Origin of the sequence: Paenibacillus shenyangensis (assembly GCF_000346635.1) — a bacterium.
Taxonomy (GTDB): Bacteria; Bacillota; Bacilli; order Paenibacillales; family Paenibacillaceae; genus Saccharibacillus; species Saccharibacillus dauci.
The window spans coordinates 197,830-221,320 of the sequence record NZ_AOIG01000007.1 but is presented as its reverse complement, the minus strand read 5'-3'; the positions used below and the strand labels follow the sequence as shown (position 1 = coordinate 221,320).

Sequence of the window (23,491 nt, the reverse complement as noted above, 5' to 3'; positions counted from 1 at the left end):
TGCTCTTGCGGATTATTCATCTTTACCGGCACGCGAATGGCAAGACAGGAACATGATTCTGTCCCTGTCTTACCACCGGATGCCTGGATGGATTTGAGCTTACAGACCTGTGAAGTCTTCCGCTTTGTAGTAGCCGGAGTCGATCAGTTCTTTTTGTACATTATCTTTGTCGACTACGATAACGTCGGTTTGCTTGGCTTTGACATCTACAGTTCCATTGTTGTAAGAGCCTGTAGTTTCCGGTTTTTTGCCTTCCAGTACTTCAACAGCCATACCCATTGCATCTTTGACCAGGGTACGAACATCTTTAAATACGGTCATGGACTGTTTTTTATTGATAATATACTGGATGGAAGCCTGCTCTGCATCCTGACCAGTGATCACATAGCTCTTCACAGTAGAGTCTGCAGAGAATACATCAGCGATAGAACGTGCTGTACCATCATTCGGTGCCAGGATAGCGATATCGCCTTTCATATCATCTGATACGGCTGTCAGGTGAGTCTGGGCTTTGTTTTTCGCTTCGTTTGGATCCCAGTTGGTCGTTACCTGACCGATAATTGCACCCAGCTGGTCACGGGACAGCTCTTTGGTGTCTTTCAGTGCTACTGCTTCAGAGGAATTGGCAATTTTGAATGTGCCATCAGCAATTTTCGGTTGCAGTACTTCCCATGCTCCCTGGAAGAACAGGAACGCGTTGTTATCCGAGGATGCACCAGCATACAGGTAAAGCGGTACGCCGGATCCTTTGGCATGGTCAACCAGGTATTGTCCTTGAGCTGCACCTACTGCGAGACTGTCGAAAGTCACATAATAGTCAACAGCATCTGTATCTGTGATCAGACGATCGTAAGAGATAACGGTAATGCCTTCTTTTTTGGCGGATTCTACAGCGGCTGCAGCAGCTGCACCATCCTGAGGGCAGATGATCAACACTTTAATTCCTTTGCTGATCAATGTTTCTACATTTTCTTTTTCTTTGGCAGATGAACCCTGACTGAACAGGATTTCTGTGGAATAGTTGGTGCCTGAGAGTGCATCCTTGAAGCGCTGTTCATCCTGTACCCATCTTGGTTCATCTTTGGTCGGGAGAACGATACCAACGCTGACTGCGCTGCTGCTTCCACTGCCGCCGGTTCCATTAGCTCCACCGCTGCATGCAGAGACCAGAACAGTTACCATCATAATAACAAGCAAAAGTGCCATGCCTTTGAAGTTTTTTCTCAATTGAATAACCCCTCTCAATCGTATCTGTCTTCTTACAGGACTAATCATATCACTGGTTTTACGTTATGTAAGCGCTTAAATATAGTACTCTTTTGCAATCATCTGTACTTTTTTATCCTGGAGTTATTCAGACTAAAATAGACAAACATCCCTGTACTACGCTGGTATGCGCAGTACAGGGATGAAGTAAGGGTAATTTATACGATGTTATAAAAAATCGGCATCATTATACGGTTATTGTACCTGTCCGTAAATCTCTTCACGAGAATGGAAATGATCCCGGATCATGGTCTGATCCAGATTAGTGACATCTACTGCAATCGGCTGGAGCAGTACTGCAGGCACTTCGGTTTTGCCATTGTTTACTTTTTGCCGGGTATCAATTTTCTCACCGCGAGCCAGACGAATAGCCATATCCGCTGTTGTACCGGCAAGCTGCTGAAGGGGTTTATAGACAGTCATCGTCTGGGTTCCCTTGACAATACGGCGGGCTGCAGCAAGATCGCCGTCCTGACCAGCGACCGGAATCTGTCCGGCCATTCCTTTTTCCGCAAGGGCTTCGATCGCTCCGCCAGCAGTAGCATCATTAGCTACAATAACTGCATCCACCTTATTGCGGTTGGCCTGAAGTGCCTGTTGCATATTGACTTTGGCATAGGCAGGTTGCCAGTCTTTGGACCATTGATCATACACCACCTGAATATCGCCACGTTCAATCAGGGGCTGGAGAATATCGAATACTCCTTTTTTGAACAGATGGGCGTTATTATCGGTGTTGGCTCCGCCAATGTATACATATTTCCCTTTGGGAACCTGCTTGATAATTGCGCGAGCCTGCAGGCGTCCCACTTCTTCATTATCAAAAGAGACATACAGATCCACCTCTGCATTTTTTACCAGCCGATCATAGGATAGCACTTTGATACCTGCTTGATGTGCCTTCTGTATAATCGCAGCTGCAGCTTCCGCATTATGAGGTACGATGACCAGCACATCGATTCCCTGCCGGATCATCGTCTCTGCCTGCACAATCTGACGAGCATCATCTCCGTTGGCGGATTGGATAATTACTTCTGCCCCTCTCTGCTCGGCAGCTTGGCGAAACAGCTCACGATCCTTTTTCCAGCGCTCTTCGACTAGAGTATCCATAGAGAAGCCGATTCGAATCCGATGGTCCTTGTCTTCAAAACCGGTTGATGAAGAAGGCATGTTCTGCTTTATGGATGGGGTATTCGTATCTTTTAGCTGAACAGATTGCGAATCCGGTCTGATCGGCGCTGATGAATCGGTAGAAGCAGAATGACTACAAGCGGACAATAGCAGACATAGTATTAACATCAGTAAGATATGGGTATGAAAGTATCCTGGTTTCGATTGAATCTCCCAGCCTGTTTTTGTACGTATATAGGATATTACATTCTGACCGTAGGAACGTGTCTTGGTAGTTCCGCTGTTTCTGCTTATTTTCTTATTTGACCGGCTGCAAGTATGATCTTCTGTATACTTCATGAGGAGCCGCCCAGTAATGACCTTCGATATTCTGTAGGCGATACATCACACATTTTCTTGAACACTTTACTAAAATAATTGGGATCGTGATAACCGACTTCAAAGGTGATCTCTTTCATGCTGCGCATTGGATCACTCATCAGCTTTTTCGCCTTGATAATCCGGCATTCCGTCAGAAAATCAATATAGTTGATTCCCAGCTGTTCCTTGAATAATTTACTAATATAAAAAGGGCTGAGTTCAAACTTCTGTCCAATCCCTTCCAGAGAAATGTCTTCGTGGGAATGTTCCATGATATATTGTTTGATTTTGCGAATCGTATCCGGCTTGATTCTCTCCAGATGTTCTTGATAGCTCTGTTCCAGATGGTTCAGAATATGACCGGTCTCGATACGCAGCTGACGGTAATCCTGCGCTTCGAAAGAGTACATCGGTGTCGTGATTTCTACCCCGATCTCGGTCAGTACCCGGGAAGCAATCCAGATTCTCTCCAGAATCCGCTGCTGTGCCTGCAGGCGGCTGGTTCCCCTGTTCTCGTATTGTCGCAGCAAATCCAGTGTCTCTTCGCGGATATGCTCCCATTCCCCCAGACGAACTTGTTCAAAAAAACGCTGTTCCCAGCTTCGTCCGGAATGAGCATGCTCCTGATGAGCTGTATCCGCAGCCGTAACATCGGTATAAAATCGATACTTGACCGGAAGGGATATATCCATTGTCGCAATAAGTGCCTGCTGATAAGACTGCCGCACCTCCGTCAGCGATTCGTAAGTATTGCCAATGCCGACAAACCATCCTTCCCGCTCATCCATACCTGCCGCAGATAATAAGTCACGCGCCAGCGAAGAAGCCTGGGCGCGAAAAGAAGTACCTGGTTTGCGAAAAGCAATTACCGGAATCTGCCGACCATATAATGCACCTACCCAGCCGCTGCCGGTATAACTGATTTTGGCTTTGATGGTACTGTAGGCCTGCTCTTGTCCGGGAGGCAGCAGGATGGCAAGAGCGAACTTCTCACTGGCTGTATCTACTCCAAGCCATCGTACCAGTTCATCCGAATGAACCTGATGCACATGATCGAATAGCAGCTGGGTTACAATATCCGCTTCAATGACCGGCATAATTTTTTGTAGTGCATCATTGCGAAGGTCGCTTTGCTCACGCTCTTTGCGCTCCTGGATAATCTGTTCCAGCACCTTCTGCACGGTAGACACAATCTCGCCTGCCTTACTGGGTTTGAGTAAATAATCTTTGACGCCCAGCTTGATTGCACGCCTTGCATATTCGAATGTATCATAGGCCGTGACCATAATAACCTTGATATCCGGAAAAGTGACTCCGATCTGCTCGGTCGTCTCCAGACCATCCATACCCGGCATCCGGATGTCCATCAGGATCAGATCTGGCCGGAATTCTTCTGCCATTCGGATGGCAATTTTTCCGTTTTGGGCCTGTTCAATAACGAGATCGGGGAAGCTTTTTTGCAGAATCGCTTGCAGTCCTTCCCGTCCGACCTGCTCGTCATCCACGATTAGCAGCTTCATCATGCGCCGTATTTCTCCCCTTTTTTGGTAAATTTAAAATAACGGTAGTTCCTTTGCCCGGACTGCTCTTGATTTCTATCACATCATCGGTGCCATAGAACAGCCGCAGCCGCTGAATGACATTGCTAAATCCGATTCCGGTAGAATGTCCTTCATTTTCTACTGGATACTCATCCAGAATCTGCTGCACTTTTTCCTGGCTCATGCCTGGGCCATCGTCTGCAATCTCGACTCTGACCTGCTCGCCGAGATCCTGTATACTAACGCGGATGGTTCCTCCATGTTCATCCGGCTCCACAGCATGAATGATAGCGTTCTCAATAATAGGTTGAAGCGTAAGCCCCGGAATAGGCACGTGCAGACAACTGTCATCAATGTCAGTCTCCAGCTGCAGCCGATCGGTAAATCGTGCTTTTTGGATCTCCATATACTGCTGAATCACACTGACCTCGTTGTAGAGTGTAACTGACCGATCAAGCCGTTTGAGATTATAACGTAGCAGTCCAGCCACACTAACGAGCAGATCACTGGTTTCTTCAGCACCTTCAAGAAAAGCTTTTTTGGACAACGTATCCAGTATATTAAACAGAAAATGGGGATTGATTTGACTCTGCAGACTGCGCAGCTGACTTTCCTTGAGCAGCAGCTTGCTGCGTTGAAGCTCACTTTCCAGCTGCGCATTCTGCTGAATCTCGAGAATCAGATTATTGATATTGATACGCATATGTTCGAACATTCGGGCCAGAAACGAAATTTCATCTGTCGAGTTAACCTTGACCTGCAGATCAAATCGCCCCTTGGCCAGTTCCTGTGCTGCCTGGGTCAGCTGCTGAATGGGATGTGTAATACTCAGTGAGAACCAGTAAGTGAACAGCAGCAATATAAAAGTAATTGTCAGCAGAATCAGTACACCCAGCTGCTTGAATTCGTTGGACTGCTTGATCATCTGACGGTAGGATTGTTCATACGTATGAATATCCTTGTCCAGCAGCGTCAGCGTCATTTCCGAGATATATCTGGAAATGCGTGTTGCTTCGGCAAAGGCATTAACAGAATCTTCGGTTTCTTTTTCCGAATGGAACATCACCGAGCGATCTGTTGCTTCTATCAGACTATCTACCAGGTTCATATAACTGGTTAAAGCAAAATCATTTTGCTCGTTGCGCAGCATGCCTACCGACCACTGCACATTTTTCAGTTGATGTTCTCTGCTGCGCAGACTGCTCAAGTTCCCCTCGGTAGGCGTAAGCCTATAATTGTTGAGTGAAGTGATCAGCTGCTGACTCGCTGTTGTCACTTCATTCATCCGCAAATAACGCTGCAAAATATCATTATACTGTTCCTGCGTTTTCTGATTGTAATAGGTGAGCGTGATCCAGATCACCGCCATAATAAACATAACGACTGCAGTCAGTGTCCATATTTTCCGCTGAATACCGATCATTGCACATCCGCCGGTTGGATAATTCGTATGCTGGTAAAGAAACCCTTGGTATTAAGCGGAATTTCTTCTCCTTTCAGCCACTGGGTCATCATTTCTACACTCATCTTGCCCATCGTTTCCGGTGACTGTTCAATGACTCCATCGAGTTTTCCTTTACGCAGCAGGGATATGGTATCAGGATGATCGTCAAACGAATAAATATAATAAGGAGCAATTTGCGAACGTCGTTCAATCTCTTGTACCATTGCGCTTGTTAGATTGGCATCAACAGATATGAATGCGTTTACATCAGGGAAACGATTTAATACATCCTGTGTGGCTGCCATTACTTTTTCTTTTTGATTAGAGGTCTGGATATATTCAATCTGGATATCAGGATAATTTTGCAATACTTCCATCACTCCTTTTACCCGTTGACGCTGATCATATTCGTGACGGTCATTACCAATCAAGATCGCTGTTCCTCTTTCGCCCATATCTTTGACCATTTGCCGGGCAATAGTGCGCCCTGCCATCACAGGGTCAGAACCAATATATGTTTTGCGCATACTATCGTTCATCGGAACATCACTCGCCACCGTAATAATCGGAATGCCATAAAAAGCAGCCTTGATTTTGGTCATTTCTTTGAAAGCCTCCGTATCCAGACCTTGCACAATAATGCCGTCCATCCGGGAATCAATCGCAATCTCGATTTGTTTAAGAAAATCGTTCTGATCTTCACCATAGCTTCCCCATACTTCGAGTGTCGCTCCTTGCTGCAAAGCTTCTTTCTTGGCACTCTCTCCGATTTTATCCCAAAACGGCGTACTCAAATCATGGGTAATGAGTACAAGGCGATACTGGGATGTTTTTTTTGCTGCAGACTGTGGCAGCTGCTTCTGATCGGATTGAACCATTCGTACTACAGTCGCAATCGTAAAACAGAGCAGAATGATACACACCGAGCCAAGTGCCAAGCTGATTCTTTTATGCAAGCCAATCATTCCTTTTTCGTATAGGTTCATTTTTGTACAGTTTATGCATTTCAAGGTTTTACCAGAGCAGGTGTTTATACTCTAACAAATCCTTTATCGGTTGGGTAGAAATTTTTTACCAGCCTAATTTATAACAGGCGCTAAGTTATTGAGTAACCAGCATTCTTGTGGATTTTATCTATTCCAATACATAGAAATCCAGTGCATTCTATTGCTCTCCTGTATATACACCAATAGAGTATGACCGATGGATTGAAATGACTAATAGGACACGAAAAATAAGCAAACCCGATCTTATTATGGTACCAAGATCAGGTTCGCTTATTATTGAAAATAGCTTTTTCGTTTCTCAGCCTCTATTAACAGCTGTTTGGGTATGGAATTGACGTCCATCATAGACAGCATCCACATAACCGGCACGGATTACAAAGTCTCCAAAATGTTCGCCTTCGTTACGTTCTGCTGCATACCGGCCAAAGATCGGCTGCAGGGTGGACAGAATCTCATCCTCATTAATATTTTCCTTGTACATCTTGTTCAGACGGCTGCCGTCAAAGCTGCCTCCGAGATACATATTGTAGCGTCCCGGTGCTTTGCCGATAAAGGAAAGCTCGGCAAGCGCTGGACGTGCACATCCATTCGGACAGCCCGTCATACGGATCACAATGTCTTCGTTGCGCAGACCGACTGCATCCAGCTGGTTCTCCAGCTTGGTCATCAGTTCTGGCAGATAACGCTCGGCCTCAGCCATAGCCATTCCGCAGGTTGGCAGTGCTACACAAGCCATGGAATTGCGGCGCAGCGCCGAGTAATGCAATCCATCAGTCAGATGATAACGGGCAATCAGCGCTTCAATGGTTTTCTTCTTCGCACTGGTTACTCCACCGATGACCAGATTCTGGTTCGGTGTCAGGCGGAAATCACCGGTATGCACTTTGGCGATCTCACGAAGACCGGTCATTAGCTGGTAATCTCCATCATCCATAATACGTCCATTCTCGATAAATAGGGTGAGTAGCCATTTGCCATCGACTCCTTTTACCCAGCCATAGCGATCCCCATTATGATCAAATTGGAACGGACGGGCTTCCTGCAGCTGCCAGCCAAGACGCTCATGAAGTTCGGCAACGAGCCAGTCCAGTCCGCGATCATCAATGGTATATTTGAAGCGGGCATGTTTGCGCACCGCACGGTCGCCGTAATCACGCTGGATCGTCACAACTTTCTCGGCGACATCAATCATTTGTTCCGGTGTAATAAAGCCGATGACTTTGGATACCTGTGGATACGTCTTGTCATCCCCATGAGTCATACCCATACCGCCGCCTACGGCTACGTTGAATCCCTGGAGCAGGCCGTTCTCTACGATAGCGATGAAGCCCAGATCCTGGGAAAATACATCAACATCATTGGAAGGAGGAACAGCGATTCCGATCTTGAATTTGCGGGGCAGGTAAACTGCTCCATAGATCGGTTCCTGTTCTACACCATCACGGCTGTCGACGACTTTTTCTTCGTCCAGCCAGATTTCGTGATAAGCGCGGGTACGTGGATCGAGATGTGTACTTACTTTGCAGGCCCAGTCATAGACCTGTGCATGTACTGCAGACTGATCCGGATTGGTGTTGCACATTACGTTACGGTTTACGTCACCACAGGCTGCAAGGGTGCTCAGCAGCGCATCATTGACTTCACGGATAGTGTTTTTCAGATTCCATTTGAGTACGCCATGCAGCTGGAAAGACTGACGTGTTGTCAGACGAATCGTATTATTACCGTATTTATGAGAGATATCGTCCATCATCAGCCACTGGGCCGGAGTCACGATACCGCCGGAAGCACGTACACGCAGCATGAACTGATAAGCTGGCTCCAGCTTTTGCTTTTTCCGTTCGTTGCGCAGATCACGATCATCCTGCATATAGCTGCCGTGATGCTTCATTAAGCGGTTATCATCTTCAGGGATGGAACCGGTAATCGGATCTTTCAGCGTCTCTTCGAGGCTGCCTCGCAGATATTGACTATTACGCTTGATGTCCTCTACATCACTGTGCGGAGCATCATGCGGCGGATACTTTTCATACTGGACCATTTTGTGTTCTCCTCTCGTAATCGCCGGGATTCCCCATTAATATACATCCCGCTGATAACGTTTTTGCTGCAACATATTACTCATATATTCAGCCGCTGCTTCCTGGCTCAGGTTACCTTCCTGAACGAGAATCTTCTCCAGGGTCAGATGCACATCGTTCGCCATGTTCTTCTCGTCGCCACAGACATAGACGATCGCACCCTCCTGAATCCATTCATACAGCTCACGGCTTCTCTCCATCATACGATGCTGAACATAGACCTTCTGATCGGTATCCCGGGAAAAGGCTACATCCATACGTGTTAATATTCCATCTTTCAGCCAGCGCTGCCATTCGGTCTGATACAGGAAATCGGTCGCAAAACGCTGATCCCCAAAGAACAACCAGCTCTTGCCTTCTGCTCCGGTCTCTTCGCGTTCCATCATAAAAGCACGGAACGGCGCTACTCCGGTACCCGGACCGATCATAATAATCGGTGTGGAAGCATCATGAGGCAGCTTGAAATTCTCGTTATGCTGAATGTACACCGGCAACGTATCTCCTGCCTCCAGACGTTCAGCCAGATGGACAGAGCATACGCCATAACGCTGACGACCATGCTGTTCATATTCCACTTTGCGTACGGTCAGATGCACTTCATCCGGTGCAGCCTGCATACTGCTGGAAATGGAATATAGACGCGAAGGCATTTTGCGTAGCAGGGACAGAAACTCATCCGCCGGAATACCTTTCAGACTATAATCCTGAACCAGATCCAGCAGATCGCGTCCATACAGATAGTTGCGCAGATCCTGCTCGCGACCTTCTTCGAGCAGATCGTACAGCTGTTCATGATCAGCGAGTCCGGCTACTTTTTCGAGCAGCGGTTTGGTTAATACGCTGATCTCATAGTGACGCAGTAGCGCATCCCGTACACTCAGATGATCACCATTTTTATTGATAACGATCGATTCATTGCCGTCCCACTCCATCGCCTGAATCAATTCGTCAACGAGCAGCGGATGATTCTCCGGATAGACACCCAGACTGTCGCCGGGCTCATACTGAAGACCCGATCCTTCAAGAGATAATTCAACATGGCGAGTCTCCCGACTGGAGCCGCGTCCGTTCAGGTTGAGATTCTCCAGTACTTCTGCCGGGAATGGACGGGTACGGGAATAAGATGACTCGGCGGCGGCTTCAGTCGTGTCTGTTGTTCCAGATACAGCTGCTGCTCCCGCCGCTGTCGCTGAAGATTGGGCTTGTCCCAGAGCGGACAGTACCTGATCAATCCATTCAGCAGCCTGTTCTTCAAAATCGACATCGCAGTCGGCACGCGATACGATTCGTTCTGCGCCCAATTCTTCCAGACGCTTATCAAAATCCTTGGCAGTCTGACAGAAAAACTCATACGAGGTGTCGCCCAGACCAAGAACAGCATATTTGGCATCTGCCAGCTGTGGTGCGCGTTTGCTGTGCAGGAATTCGTAGAAAGGAATTGCATTATCTGGCGGATCGCCTTCTCCCTGCGTGCTTACGAGAACCAGCAGGTTTTGGACCTTTTTGAGATTGTTTGGTTTGTAATCGCCCATGGACGAGAGCGTTACGTCAAATCCCTGGGAAGTCAGCTGCTGTGCCAGCTTTTTGGATAATCCCTGGGCATTGCCTGTCTGTGAACCAAACAGTACAGTGACTTCTTTGGATACAGCAGGTGCTGCTTCTACATTTACGGATGTATCTGCTACCGGTACTGGAGCATTCGTCCCGGCATTTCCACCTGTCTGAATGCTCGCTGTCAGATATCCGCTCAGCCAGATTCGCTGCGTATCTATCAGTGTAGGCAGCAATCGGTTCAGTAGTTCAGCTTGCTCTGGTGTAAAAGGACTATTAGTTACTTGAAGTTCCAACGATATCCACCCCATCATTTAGCATGACAATATGCTAATCCCTAGTATAGTGCTCAGATTAATTTTACTCCTTTGAACTTATCATAGTGTACGAAACGGGTCAATTAGAATGCCTTATAGGTGTTATCAGTTCTACTGATGATTGAGATTGGAGGATGTTTTATTGTAAATAGGTATGGATTAAGATAGATGGATATGATTTTTTTCGATTTTTGTTGATTTCGAAGTTGAGATATGGTTTTTGATCTTCTTTTTTCTTTCTTTGTTGATAGATTCTGATGTAAGTTGCGTTATGTGGTAGTATCTAAGTAATTTTTTATATCATTATTATGAATTTTTCATATATTGAAATTATCATTTTGGTAGGGTGAATGGTTGGAATTTTAAAATTTATTGAACTTTAAGTCCTCTTCCAAATGATCACTTATTAGAGCCATTTTTACATTATTTTAAAAACTTCTCGATTTATTTTATTCGTGTTTTATTTACTATTCTTGATATCATGCGTTTTAGCGTATTATTTAAAATCCACTTTTAAAAGTATTATTTGCATAAGTTAAAGATCTTTTTCCCTTTCATAATCATCAGTCCATAATAAAAAGCACTTCTACCAGTTTGTCGTATACCTACGTTAGGCTTTACCACAAACCGATATGAAGTGCTTTTGTTCCATCTATTTTATTATTAGCTATTAGTAATGAGAGATCTGTAGTATTAAATTATTTTACATAAACGCTAAATTCATAGTTAACGCTGTGGTCTTTGTCCCATTGCGCGCTTATGTTATAGATGTAGTATCCAGGCTGGGCGGGCAGTTTATATTGGCCGTTGGTTATTTTGCGTTCTGCATAGTTCCGACCTTTTTTCAAAGACAGTGTGACTTTGGTCGGCTTGCCGGCTGTCGTAATCGACAACACAGACGACTTGGGCAGCTTCGGGGCAGCTTTTTTCATTGCTGCATTTACGGTCTGTGGATCGGGTCCGCTACCTGCTAGGGTTACTTCGTTACCATCAGACTCAATCCCTGTCCATGTGCTTCCCTCGTACTGAAGCTCCAATGGAGTGGAACCATGCTTGACTACAAGCTGGTCACCCGTAAAAGTCAGTTCTGATTTGGGAGCAAAAAAATTCCGCAGAATATCCGCATACTCTACTGTTGTCTCATAACCGTGAGATTGGCCGTTTTTGTTCGACACAATCAAGGCAGATGTACCTTTCTCGTTACCGAGTGCAAGCATATATTTCTCTTTGCTTCCGTCCTTTTTGTGGACCGTAATTTCATATTCTGCTGTATAATTCAGCTGTCCTTCCAGATCTGTACTTCTAACAATAGCCTGCTGGAAGATTTCTATAATCATCCCGTCTGTATAAGTACGGGATATGCATGGGGAAGCATGCTTAACTGGTAGACAGCTGACCTGCACGGATGCGGTAGCTTCGACGATTTTCTGCAATTGTTCCGGTGTAGCCGGGCTTGCATGAGTAGTAAATGGCAGGAGTGACAACCCCAAGCAGGCCGTTAGCAGAAGCCCAGCCACCTTTTGGAAAATAGCTCTCATTAATTTCTTTCCTCATTTCTCTTTTATGTATTTATTGTTAAATTATAGAATAAATAAGCTGCAGAGTCACTATCATTTCGTACAGGCAGCCTGACTTGATGCCGAACCACCTGTACATTTTACCGGGCTACTGTACATTTGGTATTTTTATTCATGCCGATAGTGCTGTTTACTGTTTGTCTTTTTGAATAAACACTTTTCTGAACCTGATATAGGGGTATCCTGGTATTTACTGCAGATTATTCGACGGAAACATGCCTTTTAAACCTTGTCTTTTAAGCACGCTGACCTGTTACTACTCTGCGTTTCTCAACTGAAATATATGCTGGATATAAGCTTCCTTATGAGCCGTGTACTCCTGAATGCCTTCCGCGTTCTGTCCAGTAAATGCTTTCTTAACAGCCTCATATTCTTGACGAGCAGCTGCATGGGTATTCATATAATCCCTGAAAAACAGCATATCTCTCCAATGTTCGCTATCATACGGAAGCATATGAATAAAATGCGTTTTGATCTCAAAAGAAGAATCCCGAAAATGGGCAAACACAATCTCGTCAGGACGCTCTACCTTCAATCGATAAAATCCGATACTACGAAGTGCAGCTTCATACTCACTTGCTTCCGTCTCCAGCTGCATCACCCCTATTGCAATATCCAGAATCGGCTTAGACTGAATATCCTGAATAGCTGTGCTGCCAATATGCTGGATCGACTGCTCCTCCAGCTGTGGAATAGCAGTATGGATCCTCTGCCTCATTCGCTGGAATTCTTCAGCCCAGCCGGGATGATGTGGAACGAGACGTACTTCGTTACGAGCAAGGCCAAGTGATGGATGCTTCATCTTTCTCTCCCCTTTCCATTATGCTAACGACACCGCCTATCATGCAGTCTAATAACAGTAAGATAGCATGATCATAATCCGGCTCATTATTGGGAAAGTTGAACAGACGCATACTCATAAAATCCCAGCAGGTCTTCTTCATTCGTAAATCCTCCCTGTGCAGACTGGTCATTACCGCCGCCTTTACCACCAAAAGAAGCCAGATGTTCTTTGAAAAAAGCGCCGCAACGCAGTTCGCTCTCTTCATGGCGTGCAAGCAGAATTTTGCGTTCCTGTTTGGTAGCCAGCAATACATGGCGCTGCTGCCGCATCAGCAGCTCACTCGCAATACGCTGTAGATCCTGCGAGGATTGATGGTCAAATATATGCGTCAGTACTGATGAATGGGCTGCTTCAGCCTCGCTAATCAGCTGCTCTGCCAAATACCGGTCATTTTCGCGACGCAATTGTTCGATCTCTGCTTTGAGTCCCTGCTGCTCCTCTTCCCATTTATGGAAACGCTCTACTACATCTTTGCGCCCTGTATTGAACCGATTGGTAAATACATCAAGGGTAGCAAGTGCTTCCTGGTAATCCGCGAGCGCACGATAACCATATTTAAAGTACAAACGGGTATGTGCTTTTTGCTTCTCTGCACGGTACAGTTTGAGTATACCCAGTTCGCCAGTACGAGCAACATGGGTACCACCGCAGGCATTATGTTCAACACCTTCAATTTCAACGATACGAATATTCTCTGTCACCTTGGGCATCTTTACCAATGTCAGCCGCGCAAGCTCTTCTTGATTAATAAAGTAACCATGTACGGGCAGATTGCGATAAATATATTCATTGACCCGCTGCTCGAGTTCCATCATTTCTGCGCCAGAAAGGGCAGAACAATTAATATCAATGGTGGCATAGTCTTCCCCCATATGAAAGCTCAGTGTCTCTGCATTCAGTTCCTTCAGACAGATCGCAGACAGCAGATGCTGTCCGGTATGTTGCTGCATATGATCGAATCGGCGCTTCCAGTCAATATCACAGTGCACACCAGCATTAATCTCCAAACCGTCAAGCTGCTCTACCTGGTGAACAACCTGCTCTTCCCGTCGCTGTACATCAAGTACCTGCACACTGCCGATTGTCCCCGTATCGCAGGGCTGTCCCCCACCTTCCGGATAAAAGGCTGTCTCTGCGAGGCAGACATAATAATGACCTTTGTATTCATAAATATCGGTAATTGTCGTGTCCCAGCTGGTTGTATAGGATGAATCATAATAGAGTATTTTCATGGTATGGGTTTCCTCTCCGGATACGATTATATAAGTACTCACTGGGACTATTATGCCTTATAGCAAACAGCCGAGACAAGATATCAAACTTGCTGCTCGTTATACAGATCTTTCACCATAATACGATGCGGAATACCAATCTCGGTAAAAGGCTCTCCTGTAATCTGATAGGCCAGCTTCTCATAAAAGGAAATGGCGACCTGCCGGGCATGCAGCATAATATCCTGGTAACCCTGTTCACGTGCAGTCTGCTCGGCATAGTGAACCAGCTTTCGCCCGATATTTTGTCCACGCAGCGCCTCATCTACCGCCACCTGCTTCATTTGCAAGGTACGCGAATCGATTGGTTTTAACAGCAATACACCGACTACCCTTCCTTCATAAAGGGCAATAAGATGAGTCGCATACTCTTCCCCCTCCAGTTTCTCATCCCACAGACTCATACGAAGCGGCTCGCGCAGTACTCTGTTTCTCAGTTCCAGGGATTGTTGATACAAAGGATCATGGGTCGAGACAGTCTGAATATTGATTGCACTCATGGACATTTCCTCCAGTCTATTGTTCACCATTTTTCAGGTGTTGAAATATAATAGGTATGTATGAAGCAGTTAATCATATCTTGGCAGGAAGATCAAGCCAAAAGGCAGACCTTTGGCTCTGTCTTTGCTGCTTCTCAATTCAATGAAGAGAGAGCAGCTAAATGATAAAATATATTTTATGTATAAATTTGAAATTTTTACAGATCCTACACGCTATGTGACTTGTATTTAATTGCGTATATATGTAAATTAGTTCTAAAGGATGATATATATCCAAAAAAAGGAGTCCGATATAATGTTTATGATGCCCATATTATCTAATCTTATAAACAGAGGTGGACTGTGAAAATGAACATTATGAACAAAATTCTTTTGGGCTATATTATTATTGTACTTTGCTTTGCAGCGACGATCGTGATCGTGCACTCACGGATCAATGAGCTGGAAGACAGTATGACTTTTGTGGCCAGTCATGATATGCAGGTACATGATTTAGCTAATCAGATGAAGCTGAATGTCGTAGATATGGAGACAGGACAGCGCGGCTTCGTAATTACAGGCGAAGATGGCTATTTGGCTCCCTATAATGATGGTAAAACCAAATGGGTGAAAAATTATAATTCTCTTTATCCGCTGCTCGCAGATAATCCAACCCAACAGAAAAATCTGGAGGCTCTCAAAGCACGGGTTGAAAACTGGATTAATGTAGCAGGTGAGCCGGTTATCGAGCTTAAGCGTGCCAATAATACAGCTGCTTTGAATCAATTCTTTGCAACTGATCCCGGTAAAACCGATATGGATGCTTTCCGCCAACAGTTGAATACTTTCCTGGATACAGAAACCCAGTTAACGATCAAGCGTGTAGAAGGCATTCATACCAGCAATGTGAATCTGAAGATTCTGCTCTATTCTCTGCTGGCTGGTGTTACACTGCTGTCTATGGTTATCGGTACAATCATTTCCCGCAGAATCAGCAAAAACGTCAAAGCTGTTACAGCAACAATTGATGATATTGCTTCCTCGGGCGGAGATCTGACACGCCGAATCGAAGTCACAAGCAAGGATGAAATGAAAGATCTGGGTGCTGCCACGAATGCGCTCCTTAGCAGTCTGCAACAGATTATCGGTGAAATTAAAGGCAACACTATGCAGTTGGCTGAAGCATCTATTCAGCTGGAAAAAGGGGCTCTGGAGAATTCACGTTCTGCGGCTGAAGTAGCTCAATCTATTCAAAGAGTATCCGAGGGAGCCGAAAATCAGGTATCCCGTACAGAAGATATCTCTGCTGTTATGGAACAGTCTATTGCCGGTCTCGATGTAGTCGCAGGTACAACCAACGAAGTAGCTGGCCTGGCCCGCACGACCAAGGATCTGGCTTCTGTCGGCGAAGATAAAATTCATCGCAGTGTAAGCAGTGTAGAGGGAATGGCACATGCTTTCAAAGAAATTCAAAGCAGTGTACGCGAATTGGCAGACCGATCACGCGAAATTCTGTCTATTACCGGTTATATCTCCGAGACATCCAATCAGACCAACCTGCTCGCACTCAATGCTGCTATTGAAGCAGCAAGAGCCGGTGAACATGGTCTCGGATTCAGCGTTGTTGCAGACGAGATTCGTAAACTGGCTGATCAGTCTTCCCGTTCCACCAAAGAAATCAGTGTGATTATCAATTCGATGACAACCGGTATTCAGAGTATTGTACATCTGGTTACCGACAGTGCCAGCAATGTGGAGGAAGGCGTAGCTTCGCTTAACGAAGCAGGTGATACTTTTGGTACGATTGTGGCACAGATCGATTCACTGAACGCACAGATTACCGATGTAGCTGCTTCCGTAGAGCAAATGTCAAAAGGTACCCAGTCTGTTGGTTCGGCTCTGCAGGAGATTACGCGTATTACGGAAGAAACTGCTGCTTTTACCGAGGAAGTCTCTTCAATGACCGAAGCACAGACCTCTTCCCTTATGCAGATGACAGCAACGACCGAACAACTCAAAGAAATGTCCACCTCTCTGGAGACAGTGGTCAATCAGTTCAAAATTTAATCCTGTTATCACAAAAAAGACCGTACACTCAACGTGTAACGGTCTTTTTTTGCGATTATATATTTAATGAAATGTACCATCTTACCAGTACACATCCACCCTGTTAGAAATTAAAATTATCCGGATCGGCTCCAAAACGCTGGTTCTGGTTCAAATCATCGATTTGCTGCATATCTTCTGCAGATAGTTCAAAATCAAAGATATCAGCATTTTGTACAATCCGTTCCTGCTTGATCGATTTGGGAATTGTTACGATGCCACTTTGCAGATCCCAGCGCAGCAGCACCTGAGCGATCGACTTTCCATATTTCTCGCCAATTTCCTGCAGAACCGGATTATCCAGCAATCTTCCCTGAGCCAGTGGTGCCCATGCTTCGATCTGAATTCCCTGCTCTTTGCAGTAATTACGCAGTTCCACCTGACTGAGCAGCGGATGCAGTTCTACCTGATTGACTACCGGTCGAACTTTGGCATCTGCCAGCAGATCTTCCAGATGATGAACCTGGAAATTGGATACGCCAATCGCACGAACTTTGCCGTCTTCATGCAGCTTCTCCAGCGCTCTCCAGGTGTCTTTGTATTTGCCTTTGACCGGCCAGTGTACCAGATACAGATCTACATATTCGAGTCCCAGCTTGTTCAGACTCTGTTCAAAAGCTTGCAGCGTGCTCTCATATCCCTGATCCGAATTCCATACCTTGGTAGTTACAAACAGTTCTTCACGAGATACACCCGATTCACGGATTGCCTGACCTACTCCATCTTCATTCTGATAGAGTGCCGCTGTATCAATACTGCGGTAACCGGCTTCAATCGCCCATTTGACCGAGCTTACGACCTCATCACCATTTTCTACTTTGTAGACGCCCAGTCCAAACCATGGCATTTGAACACCATTGGATAACTGAACAGTTGATTGCAGATTTTGCATGACTATTGTTCCTCCTGTGTGTATGATGACTGCCTCTATGATTATAACCCATTCGTTCATTCCGATAAAATGAACCAAATACTGATTTTCTTGTTCAATTCTCAGATTGGCGACTGTATCATTTGTTCTCGAATAACTGGAACAAGCTGCCCCTCTTGTCTGCAATGAAATGCTGACACGTAAACATGAATGTGAATTGGTTTATCCGTGTTCGGTCTGTCCTTCCCGACCGGAACGACCAGGATGACGCTTGAATATTCGACGTGCGCGCGGTTCGATTAGCCAGCGCAGCCAGGTGCGAATACTACTCAGCGACAGAATAACAGTAATAGTGATACCCATAGGAATCAGCAGCCACTTGCTGGCAGCAGAATCCAGAATATCATACAGGCCACCTGCTGTCAGGGCCATTACAATAAATCCATGCAGCAGATACGTGTACAGAGTATTCATCCCCATTCCCGATACAACCGGAAGATTGCGACGGGGAACCAGGCTCAGTACTGCTCCACCGACTACTATCGCCAGTGCATAGACACCGATACGGTATATACCTGCACTCCATTCGTTATGTCCGAGCGACTCATAGGAGAAGCTGCCATAGAACCATTCCTTGCGATACAGCTGTGAATAGAACACGATCATGGCAAAGGATACTCCCAGTACAACCGCCGAGACAATCCGCATTACTCGGGTATGGAGTCTGCTAATCATCGACTTATCCAGATAATAACCAATCAGGAAAAACGGGAAAAATACTATCGTACGCGAGACACTGGCATAGTACTGTGCATCATTGGCATAGCCGGCCAGCAGAGCTACCGCTATCGCAATAGGCAGTGCATATCGGATACGAATAATGTAAGGCATAGCTACTTTCCACAAGATCATGCTGAAGAAAAACCACATCAGCCAATAGGGAGTAAAGTAGGAAAATACGAGCTCATTCCGATCATAAATCCAGTAATCAAATAACGAATACAGTGTCTCAAATGCCAGATACGGAATAACCAGCCTGCTGATCACCTTGTTCAGGTAATCGCCGGTACCGATGTTTTTGGCAAAATAGCCAGATACCAGGACGAACATCGGAATATGAAAAGAGTAAATGAATAAATACAGCGGCCGCAGCAGCGGATCATCATATAAAGGCTCGACCAGATGACCGATGACGACCAGCAGAATAAGCAGAAATTTGACGTTATCAAAATAAGCATCCCTCTTGGTCACACTCTACACTCCCTTCACAAAGAGGACCCTGATCAAAGCGGTCTTTTTTTGTACGATGCTGGAGAGGGAAATCCTATATAATCCCAGGATACAACAAAGCATCCGGCAGTTTGACAATGGTTGGACAGGTATGGGGTCTTATACCCGCAGCTATACAACATGAACCCCCATTATAGCAACCGGTATAACAGATATCCAATCGACCCAGGAAAACAACATACCAAAAACCCGGTATTGCCTGTAATTCGCAATACCGGGTTCTATAAGGATTTATGAATAGAAATGTGATGATAAAGTAGTTAATGAAAGTGTGATATTTATCCATTCAACCGATCTGGCGGTAATGCCTCATGAATGGGATTGCATGGGTTTGCGAATTCCTGCAGCTTCACTAATGATCTCGTAGGAACGCAGACGAGCCGAATGATCATAAATCATACTGGTAATAATCAGCTCATTGACCCCGGTATCTGCTACATACTGCTTCAGACCCTTTTTGATCGTCTCCGGTCCACCCTTGATGGTAGAACGAAGCTGTTTCTCGACAGCAGCCTGTTCATACTCCGACCATTTGCCGGTCATATCTGCAGGTGGTTGAATCTGGCCGGTACGACCACGAATAATATTCAGGAACTGCTGCTGCATCGTAGTGCTGAGCCATTCGGCTTCTTCATCTGTATCCGCTGCAATTGCATTTACACCAAGCATCGCATACGGTTCTTTCAATACATCCGATGGCGTAAAATATTCACGATAGATACGCAGTGCACGCTGTGTATAATCCGGCGAGAAGTGTCCAGCAAATGCAAATGGCAGACCTTTCTGGGCAGCCAGTCTGGCACTAAAATCACTGGAGCCCAGCAGCCAGATCGGAATAGATAATCCTTCGCCCGGCACAGCACGCACCGGCGCATGGTATGAAGTTGAGGAAGCATCAAAGAAACGACTCAGTTCATCCAGCAGCTCAGGGAAGTCTTCTCCACTGTTAATATCCCGGCGCAGAGCCTGTGTCGTACGGCGATCACTGCCTGGAGCTCGTCCAAGTCCAAGATCGATTCGTCCGGGATACAGCGACTCCAGTGTTCCAAACTGCTCGGCAATGACGAGCGGGGCGTGGTTCGGCAGCATAATTCCACCGGATCCTACACGAATCGTGGAAGTTCCACCAGCCAGATAGCCAATAACAACGGATGTCGCTGAACTCGCAATTCCCGGCATATTGTGATGTTCCGCTACCCAATAGCGGTTATATCCCCATTTTTCGGCATGTTGGGCGAGATCCAGACTGTTACGCAGCGCATCAGATGCAGTCGCACCTGCATTGATCGGTGCCAGATCGAGCACCGACAGTGTTATATGATCAGGAGTTACCTCCTGAGATGATGAATATTGATCAGACATAGATATGCCTCCTTCTTGGAAATAGTAGAGGTTCAATATACTATTATCCGCTTTTTCCAGCTAAAATGCCAGTCAATCTCTTACTTTACAGGGAATCTCCGACGACACGGTTGCGACCTGAATGCTTGGCTTCATACAGACGATGATCCGCAATCGCCAGCAGTTCCGTTCTGTTAATGGCAACACCAGCCATTGTACTTACACCGAGACTTGCTGTAACCGGTAAAGTCCCCGTGATAGTGCTCCAATCTGCAGAATGGATTGCCTGTCGTAAACGGTCTGCCTGCTGAAGTCCCTGTACTGCATTGGTATCCGGCAGAATTGCCAGAAATTCTTCGCCACCGATCCTGGCCAGCGCTGAGGAAGGCGGCACCGTAAGCGACAGAATCTTGGCCAGATGCACCAGCACCGTATCCCCTACCTGATGAGACAATGTATCATTAATCGTCTTGAAATGATCCAGATCTATCAAAATTGCCGTTACCGACTGCCCTTGTGCAAAGGAATCTTCCAGCAGCTCATCGATATAAGGTTCGATATACCTGCGATTATGAAGTCCGGTTAACGGATCACGCAGAGCAAGCTCACGGAACAACTCACTGTCCCGGCGTGCCTCTTCTGCATCAAATGTAATCTGCATAATACGTGCACGTGCTTCTCTCTCGGTAGAACGCAGTTTCTCCCCTGCCTCGTGATAACGCTTATGCTCCTCATAGGCACTGCGGTAATCCCCTGCTGCTGCAAACAGTTCGGACTGCTGCAGCCGGGCACGTACCATCAATCCTGGCAGACCGTGCTCATGGCATAGATGTCTGGCTTCATCCAATGTTGATTGTGCCTGTGTCAATTTACCCTGAAGCCGCTGCGCTTCGGCAGCAGTAAGCAGACATTCCGGAAGTACCATCAGATCACCCAGTTTGCGGCTAAGCGGATCATTAATAACCGGAGCCAGTGTTTGTTCCGCCTGGGCCGGATGACCGAGCAGAATCTCGACCTGTGCAATTGTATCGAGTTGGGAAGCACCCAACTCTACATGTTTACGTTTGGCGAGATCACGAAGCTTATTCACTAGCCGATAAGCTTCTTCGGCTTGTCCCATTTCATAGCGGGTATAAGCCATGTTATTGAGCGCGAACATTAGCAGCTGGGTATCATCCATCAGAGTAGCCAGCATCAGTACTTCCTGGAAGCGGCGCTCCGAATCTTCATAAGCACCTACTTCATCAAGTGTCAGTGCCAGCATCATCAGATGATCCGCCCGCGTAGACGGCGGAGCTGTATCCGGCAGTTCGCGTAGACCGGCTATCGCATGCTGAAGAGCGCTCTCATTATCTCCAATCCGCCGATAAAATCCAGCAATCAAACGCTGGCTGCGTGCGAGAATGTGAGGATGCCGATGCTCCTCTGCCCACTGATGAATATGGAACATAATCCGTCCGGCTTCTGCTACTTTGCCCTGCCGCGCCATTACATCTGCCTGGATCAAACGGGTCCGCTGGCTTAGTTCTTCATTGTCCATCTCTTCAACCAGAACAAGTGCCTTCTGCACAGCTGCAACTGCTGCGTTGGTATTACGATACGGCATAAGTTCCAGTGTATCCAATACGTCAGCAAATTGCTCTGCCGTATAACTGTCCATATCGTCTATATTGAGGTTATTTATATTTTTATCATTGCTAAAATGAGAATAGCTGCGAACCGGAACAAAATGTCGATTAACGGATTTGGTCAAGATTATCCCTCCCCTATCACAAGCAAAGACACCAGCCTGTTATGTATCTGCCTATTTATATCTATTTCTATAGTCCTAATTTCTATGTAATCTATATTAACACTGCTTATACCTAAAATCTTTAGCGAACTTGTAACTAACGATAATTAATTTAGCAATTTTCTATAATCTTTACCCAAATTGGATGGCCTTATCTCATTCCTATGAAGAAATGAGGTTTTTATGCGCCAAATTTGTTACACTAGAAATAAAAAAAGTCAGAAAGTGAGAGCACATGAAACGTTATTCGCCATACATCGAGTTCGATCGCAAGGAATGGGCTTCCTTGAGAGATCATCATACCCCACTACCATTAACCGAACGAGAACTTGAACAGCTGAGAGGATTGAATGAGCATGTTTCTCTGCAAGAAGTGGAAGAGGTCTATTTACCATTAACCCATCTCATCCATCTGTACGTGGGCGCTTCTCAGCAGCTTCACCAACTCACCACTACTTTTCTTAAGAAAAAAGCCCGTAAAACGCCTTTTATTATTGGTATAGCAGGCAGTGTAGCCGTTGGTAAAAGTACAACAGCCCGTCTGCTGCAGACTCTGTTGTCCCGCTGGGATACCCACCGCAGAGTCGATCTGGTTACGACTGATGGATTCCTTTATCCCAAAGTGGTTCTGGAGGAAAAAGGTATCATGAACCGAAAAGGATTTCCGGAAAGTTATGATATTAAGCGGCTAATGGAGTTTATGGGAGATATCAAATCCGGCAAGCCTGATGTGAGAGCACCCAAATACTCGCATTTGACCTATGATAGAATTCCTGATGAAGAGAGTATTATCAACAACCCCGATATTCTGATCGTCGAGGGTATCAATGTGCTGCAGGTCAAAAAGCAGTCCCCTTTGTTTGTCAGTGACTTTTTTGATTTCTCCATCTTTATTGATGCAGATGAATCCAATATTGCCCGTTGGTATGTAGAGCGCTTTCAATTGCTGCGCCAGACGGTGTTCCAAAATCCGGATTCGTATTTCCATAATCGGTTTGGTCACCTGACAGCAGATGAAGCCGAAGAAGCGGCAAAACATACCTGGAAGACGATTAATGCCAAAAATCTGCATGAAAATATTCTCCCGACCAAGGGGCGTGCCCAACTGATCCTCCGCAAGGAAGCAGATCATAGCATTCAAAATATTTTTCTGCGTAAACTTTGATTGGAGCCCGGTGCACCTTTCACTCACCATTCTCGCTATTTTAAATCTTATTGACGG

The 23,491-nt window shown here is 45.9% G+C and carries 17 protein-coding genes; 2 read left to right on the top strand and 15 right to left on the bottom strand.

From position 1 onward, the window contains the following. Positions 1–99: 99 nt before the first annotated feature. The 11 genes from H065_RS0106430 to H065_RS0106380 form a co-directional block, all read right to left on the bottom strand. Positions 100–1,227: a sugar ABC transporter substrate-binding protein gene (locus H065_RS0106430; RefSeq protein ID WP_017812207.1), complete on the bottom strand. Its 1,128-nt coding sequence runs from the start codon at positions 1,225–1,227 to the stop codon at positions 100–102. A 234-nt stretch (positions 1,228–1,461) separates the two neighbouring features. Continuing rightward, the gene (gene xylF / locus H065_RS0106425) at positions 1,462–2,565 is read right to left on the bottom strand and encodes a D-xylose ABC transporter substrate-binding protein (protein WP_152425829.1); all 1,104 of its coding nucleotides are present in this window, start codon (positions 2,563–2,565) and stop codon (positions 1,462–1,464) included. Between the two features lie 167 nt (positions 2,566–2,732). Further along, positions 2,733–4,280, bottom strand: a complete 1,548-nt coding sequence (locus tag H065_RS0106420; protein WP_017812205.1) for a response regulator — start codon at positions 4,278–4,280, stop codon at positions 2,733–2,735. Next, positions 4,255–5,721, bottom strand: coding sequence for a sensor histidine kinase (locus H065_RS0106415; protein ID WP_017812204.1), 1,467 nt, complete (start codon positions 5,719–5,721; stop codon positions 4,255–4,257). Before H065_RS0106415 ends, H065_RS0106420 begins: the two co-directional genes overlap by 26 nt. After that, positions 5,718–6,698: a sugar ABC transporter substrate-binding protein gene (locus H065_RS0106410; RefSeq protein ID WP_017812203.1), complete on the bottom strand. Its 981-nt coding sequence runs from the start codon at positions 6,696–6,698 to the stop codon at positions 5,718–5,720. Before H065_RS0106410 ends, H065_RS0106415 begins: the two co-directional genes overlap by 4 nt. 349 nt (positions 6,699–7,047) lie before the next feature. Beyond that, complete coding sequence (cysI, locus tag H065_RS0106405) at positions 7,048–8,790, bottom strand: assimilatory sulfite reductase (NADPH) hemoprotein subunit (protein WP_017812202.1); 1,743 nt, start codon at positions 8,788–8,790, stop codon at positions 7,048–7,050. Positions 8,791–8,826: 36 nt separating this feature from the next. Beyond that, positions 8,827–10,677, bottom strand: a complete 1,851-nt coding sequence (locus H065_RS0106400; protein ID WP_017812201.1) for an assimilatory sulfite reductase (NADPH) flavoprotein subunit — start codon at positions 10,675–10,677, stop codon at positions 8,827–8,829. Between the two features lie 719 nt (positions 10,678–11,396). Beyond that, positions 11,397–12,188, bottom strand: coding sequence for a hypothetical protein (locus tag H065_RS0106395; RefSeq protein WP_238557902.1), 792 nt, complete (start codon positions 12,186–12,188; stop codon positions 11,397–11,399). Positions 12,189–12,531: 343 nt separating this feature from the next. After that, on the bottom strand, positions 12,532–13,077 hold the full coding sequence (locus H065_RS0106390) for a GrpB family protein (protein ID WP_017812199.1): 546 nt from the start codon (positions 13,075–13,077) through the stop codon (positions 12,532–12,534). Between the two features lie 86 nt (positions 13,078–13,163). Then, the gene (locus H065_RS0106385) at positions 13,164–14,351 is read right to left on the bottom strand and encodes an alanyl-tRNA editing protein (protein ID WP_017812198.1); all 1,188 of its coding nucleotides are present in this window, start codon (positions 14,349–14,351) and stop codon (positions 13,164–13,166) included. A gap of 83 nt (positions 14,352–14,434) precedes the next feature. After that, entirely contained in the window at positions 14,435–14,890 is a 456-nt protein-coding gene (locus tag H065_RS0106380) for a GNAT family N-acetyltransferase (protein WP_017812197.1), read from the bottom strand. A gap of 348 nt (positions 14,891–15,238) precedes the next feature. On the opposite strand from H065_RS0106380, the gene H065_RS0106375 reads away from it, so the two are divergent. After that, the gene (locus tag H065_RS0106375; RefSeq protein ID WP_017812196.1) at positions 15,239–16,936 is read left to right on the top strand and encodes a methyl-accepting chemotaxis protein; all 1,698 of its coding nucleotides are present in this window, start codon (positions 15,239–15,241) and stop codon (positions 16,934–16,936) included. A gap of 103 nt (positions 16,937–17,039) precedes the next feature. On the opposite strand, the gene pgoN is transcribed toward H065_RS0106375, so the two are convergent. The 4 genes from pgoN to H065_RS0106355 form a co-directional block, all read right to left on the bottom strand. Next, the gene (gene pgoN / locus H065_RS0106370; RefSeq protein ID WP_017812195.1) at positions 17,040–17,867 is read right to left on the bottom strand and encodes a glyoxal/methylglyoxal reductase; all 828 of its coding nucleotides are present in this window, start codon (positions 17,865–17,867) and stop codon (positions 17,040–17,042) included. A 201-nt stretch (positions 17,868–18,068) separates the two neighbouring features. Beyond that, positions 18,069–19,097, bottom strand: a complete 1,029-nt coding sequence (locus H065_RS0106365) for an acyltransferase family protein (protein WP_017812194.1) — start codon at positions 19,095–19,097, stop codon at positions 18,069–18,071. 348 nt (positions 19,098–19,445) lie between these two features. After that, entirely contained in the window at positions 19,446–20,498 is a 1,053-nt protein-coding gene (locus H065_RS0106360) for an LLM class flavin-dependent oxidoreductase (protein WP_017812193.1), read from the bottom strand. Positions 20,499–20,583: 85 nt separating this feature from the next. Then, a complete protein-coding gene (locus tag H065_RS0106355) occupies positions 20,584–22,230 on the bottom strand; it encodes a tetratricopeptide repeat-containing diguanylate cyclase (protein ID WP_017812192.1) in 1,647 nt (548 codons plus the stop codon). Positions 22,231–22,504: 274 nt separating this feature from the next. On the opposite strand from H065_RS0106355, the gene coaA reads away from it, so the two are divergent. Continuing rightward, positions 22,505–23,434 carry a type I pantothenate kinase gene (gene coaA, locus H065_RS0106350; protein WP_017812191.1) on the top strand — a complete coding sequence of 310 codons (930 nt, stop codon included), beginning with the start codon at positions 22,505–22,507 and terminating at the stop codon, positions 23,432–23,434. Positions 23,435–23,491 lie beyond the last annotated feature (57 nt).

Excerpts from the sequence above, each read along its gene's own strand:
- H065_RS0106420 (WP_017812205.1), bottom strand. The coding sequence starts at position 4,280 with ATGATGAAGCTGCTAATCGTGGATGACGAGCAGGTCGGACGGGAAGGA.
- H065_RS0106390 (WP_017812199.1), bottom strand. The coding sequence starts at position 13,077 with ATGAAGCATCCATCACTTGGCCTTGCTCGTAACGAAGTACGTCTCGTT.
- pgoN (WP_017812195.1), bottom strand. The coding sequence starts at position 17,867 with ATGCAAAATCTGCAATCAACTGTTCAGTTATCCAATGGTGTTCAAATG.
- xylF (WP_152425829.1), bottom strand. The coding sequence starts at position 2,565 with ATGTTAATACTATGTCTGCTATTGTCCGCTTGTAGTCATTCTGCTTCT.
- H065_RS0106380 (WP_017812197.1), bottom strand. The coding sequence starts at position 14,890 with ATGAGTGCAATCAATATTCAGACTGTCTCGACCCATGATCCTTTGTAT.
- H065_RS0106375 (WP_017812196.1), top strand. The coding sequence starts at position 15,239 with ATGAACATTATGAACAAAATTCTTTTGGGCTATATTATTATTGTACTT.
- H065_RS0106415 (WP_017812204.1), bottom strand. The coding sequence starts at position 5,721 with ATGATCGGTATTCAGCGGAAAATATGGACACTGACTGCAGTCGTTATG.
- cysI (WP_017812202.1), bottom strand. The coding sequence starts at position 8,790 with ATGGTCCAGTATGAAAAGTATCCGCCGCATGATGCTCCGCACAGTGAT.
- H065_RS0106385 (WP_017812198.1), bottom strand. The coding sequence starts at position 14,351 with ATGAAAATACTCTATTATGATTCATCCTATACAACCAGCTGGGACACG.
- coaA (WP_017812191.1), top strand. The coding sequence starts at position 22,505 with ATGAAACGTTATTCGCCATACATCGAGTTCGATCGCAAGGAATGGGCT.
- H065_RS0106360 (WP_017812193.1), bottom strand. The coding sequence starts at position 20,498 with ATGTCTGATCAATATTCATCATCTCAGGAGGTAACTCCTGATCATATA.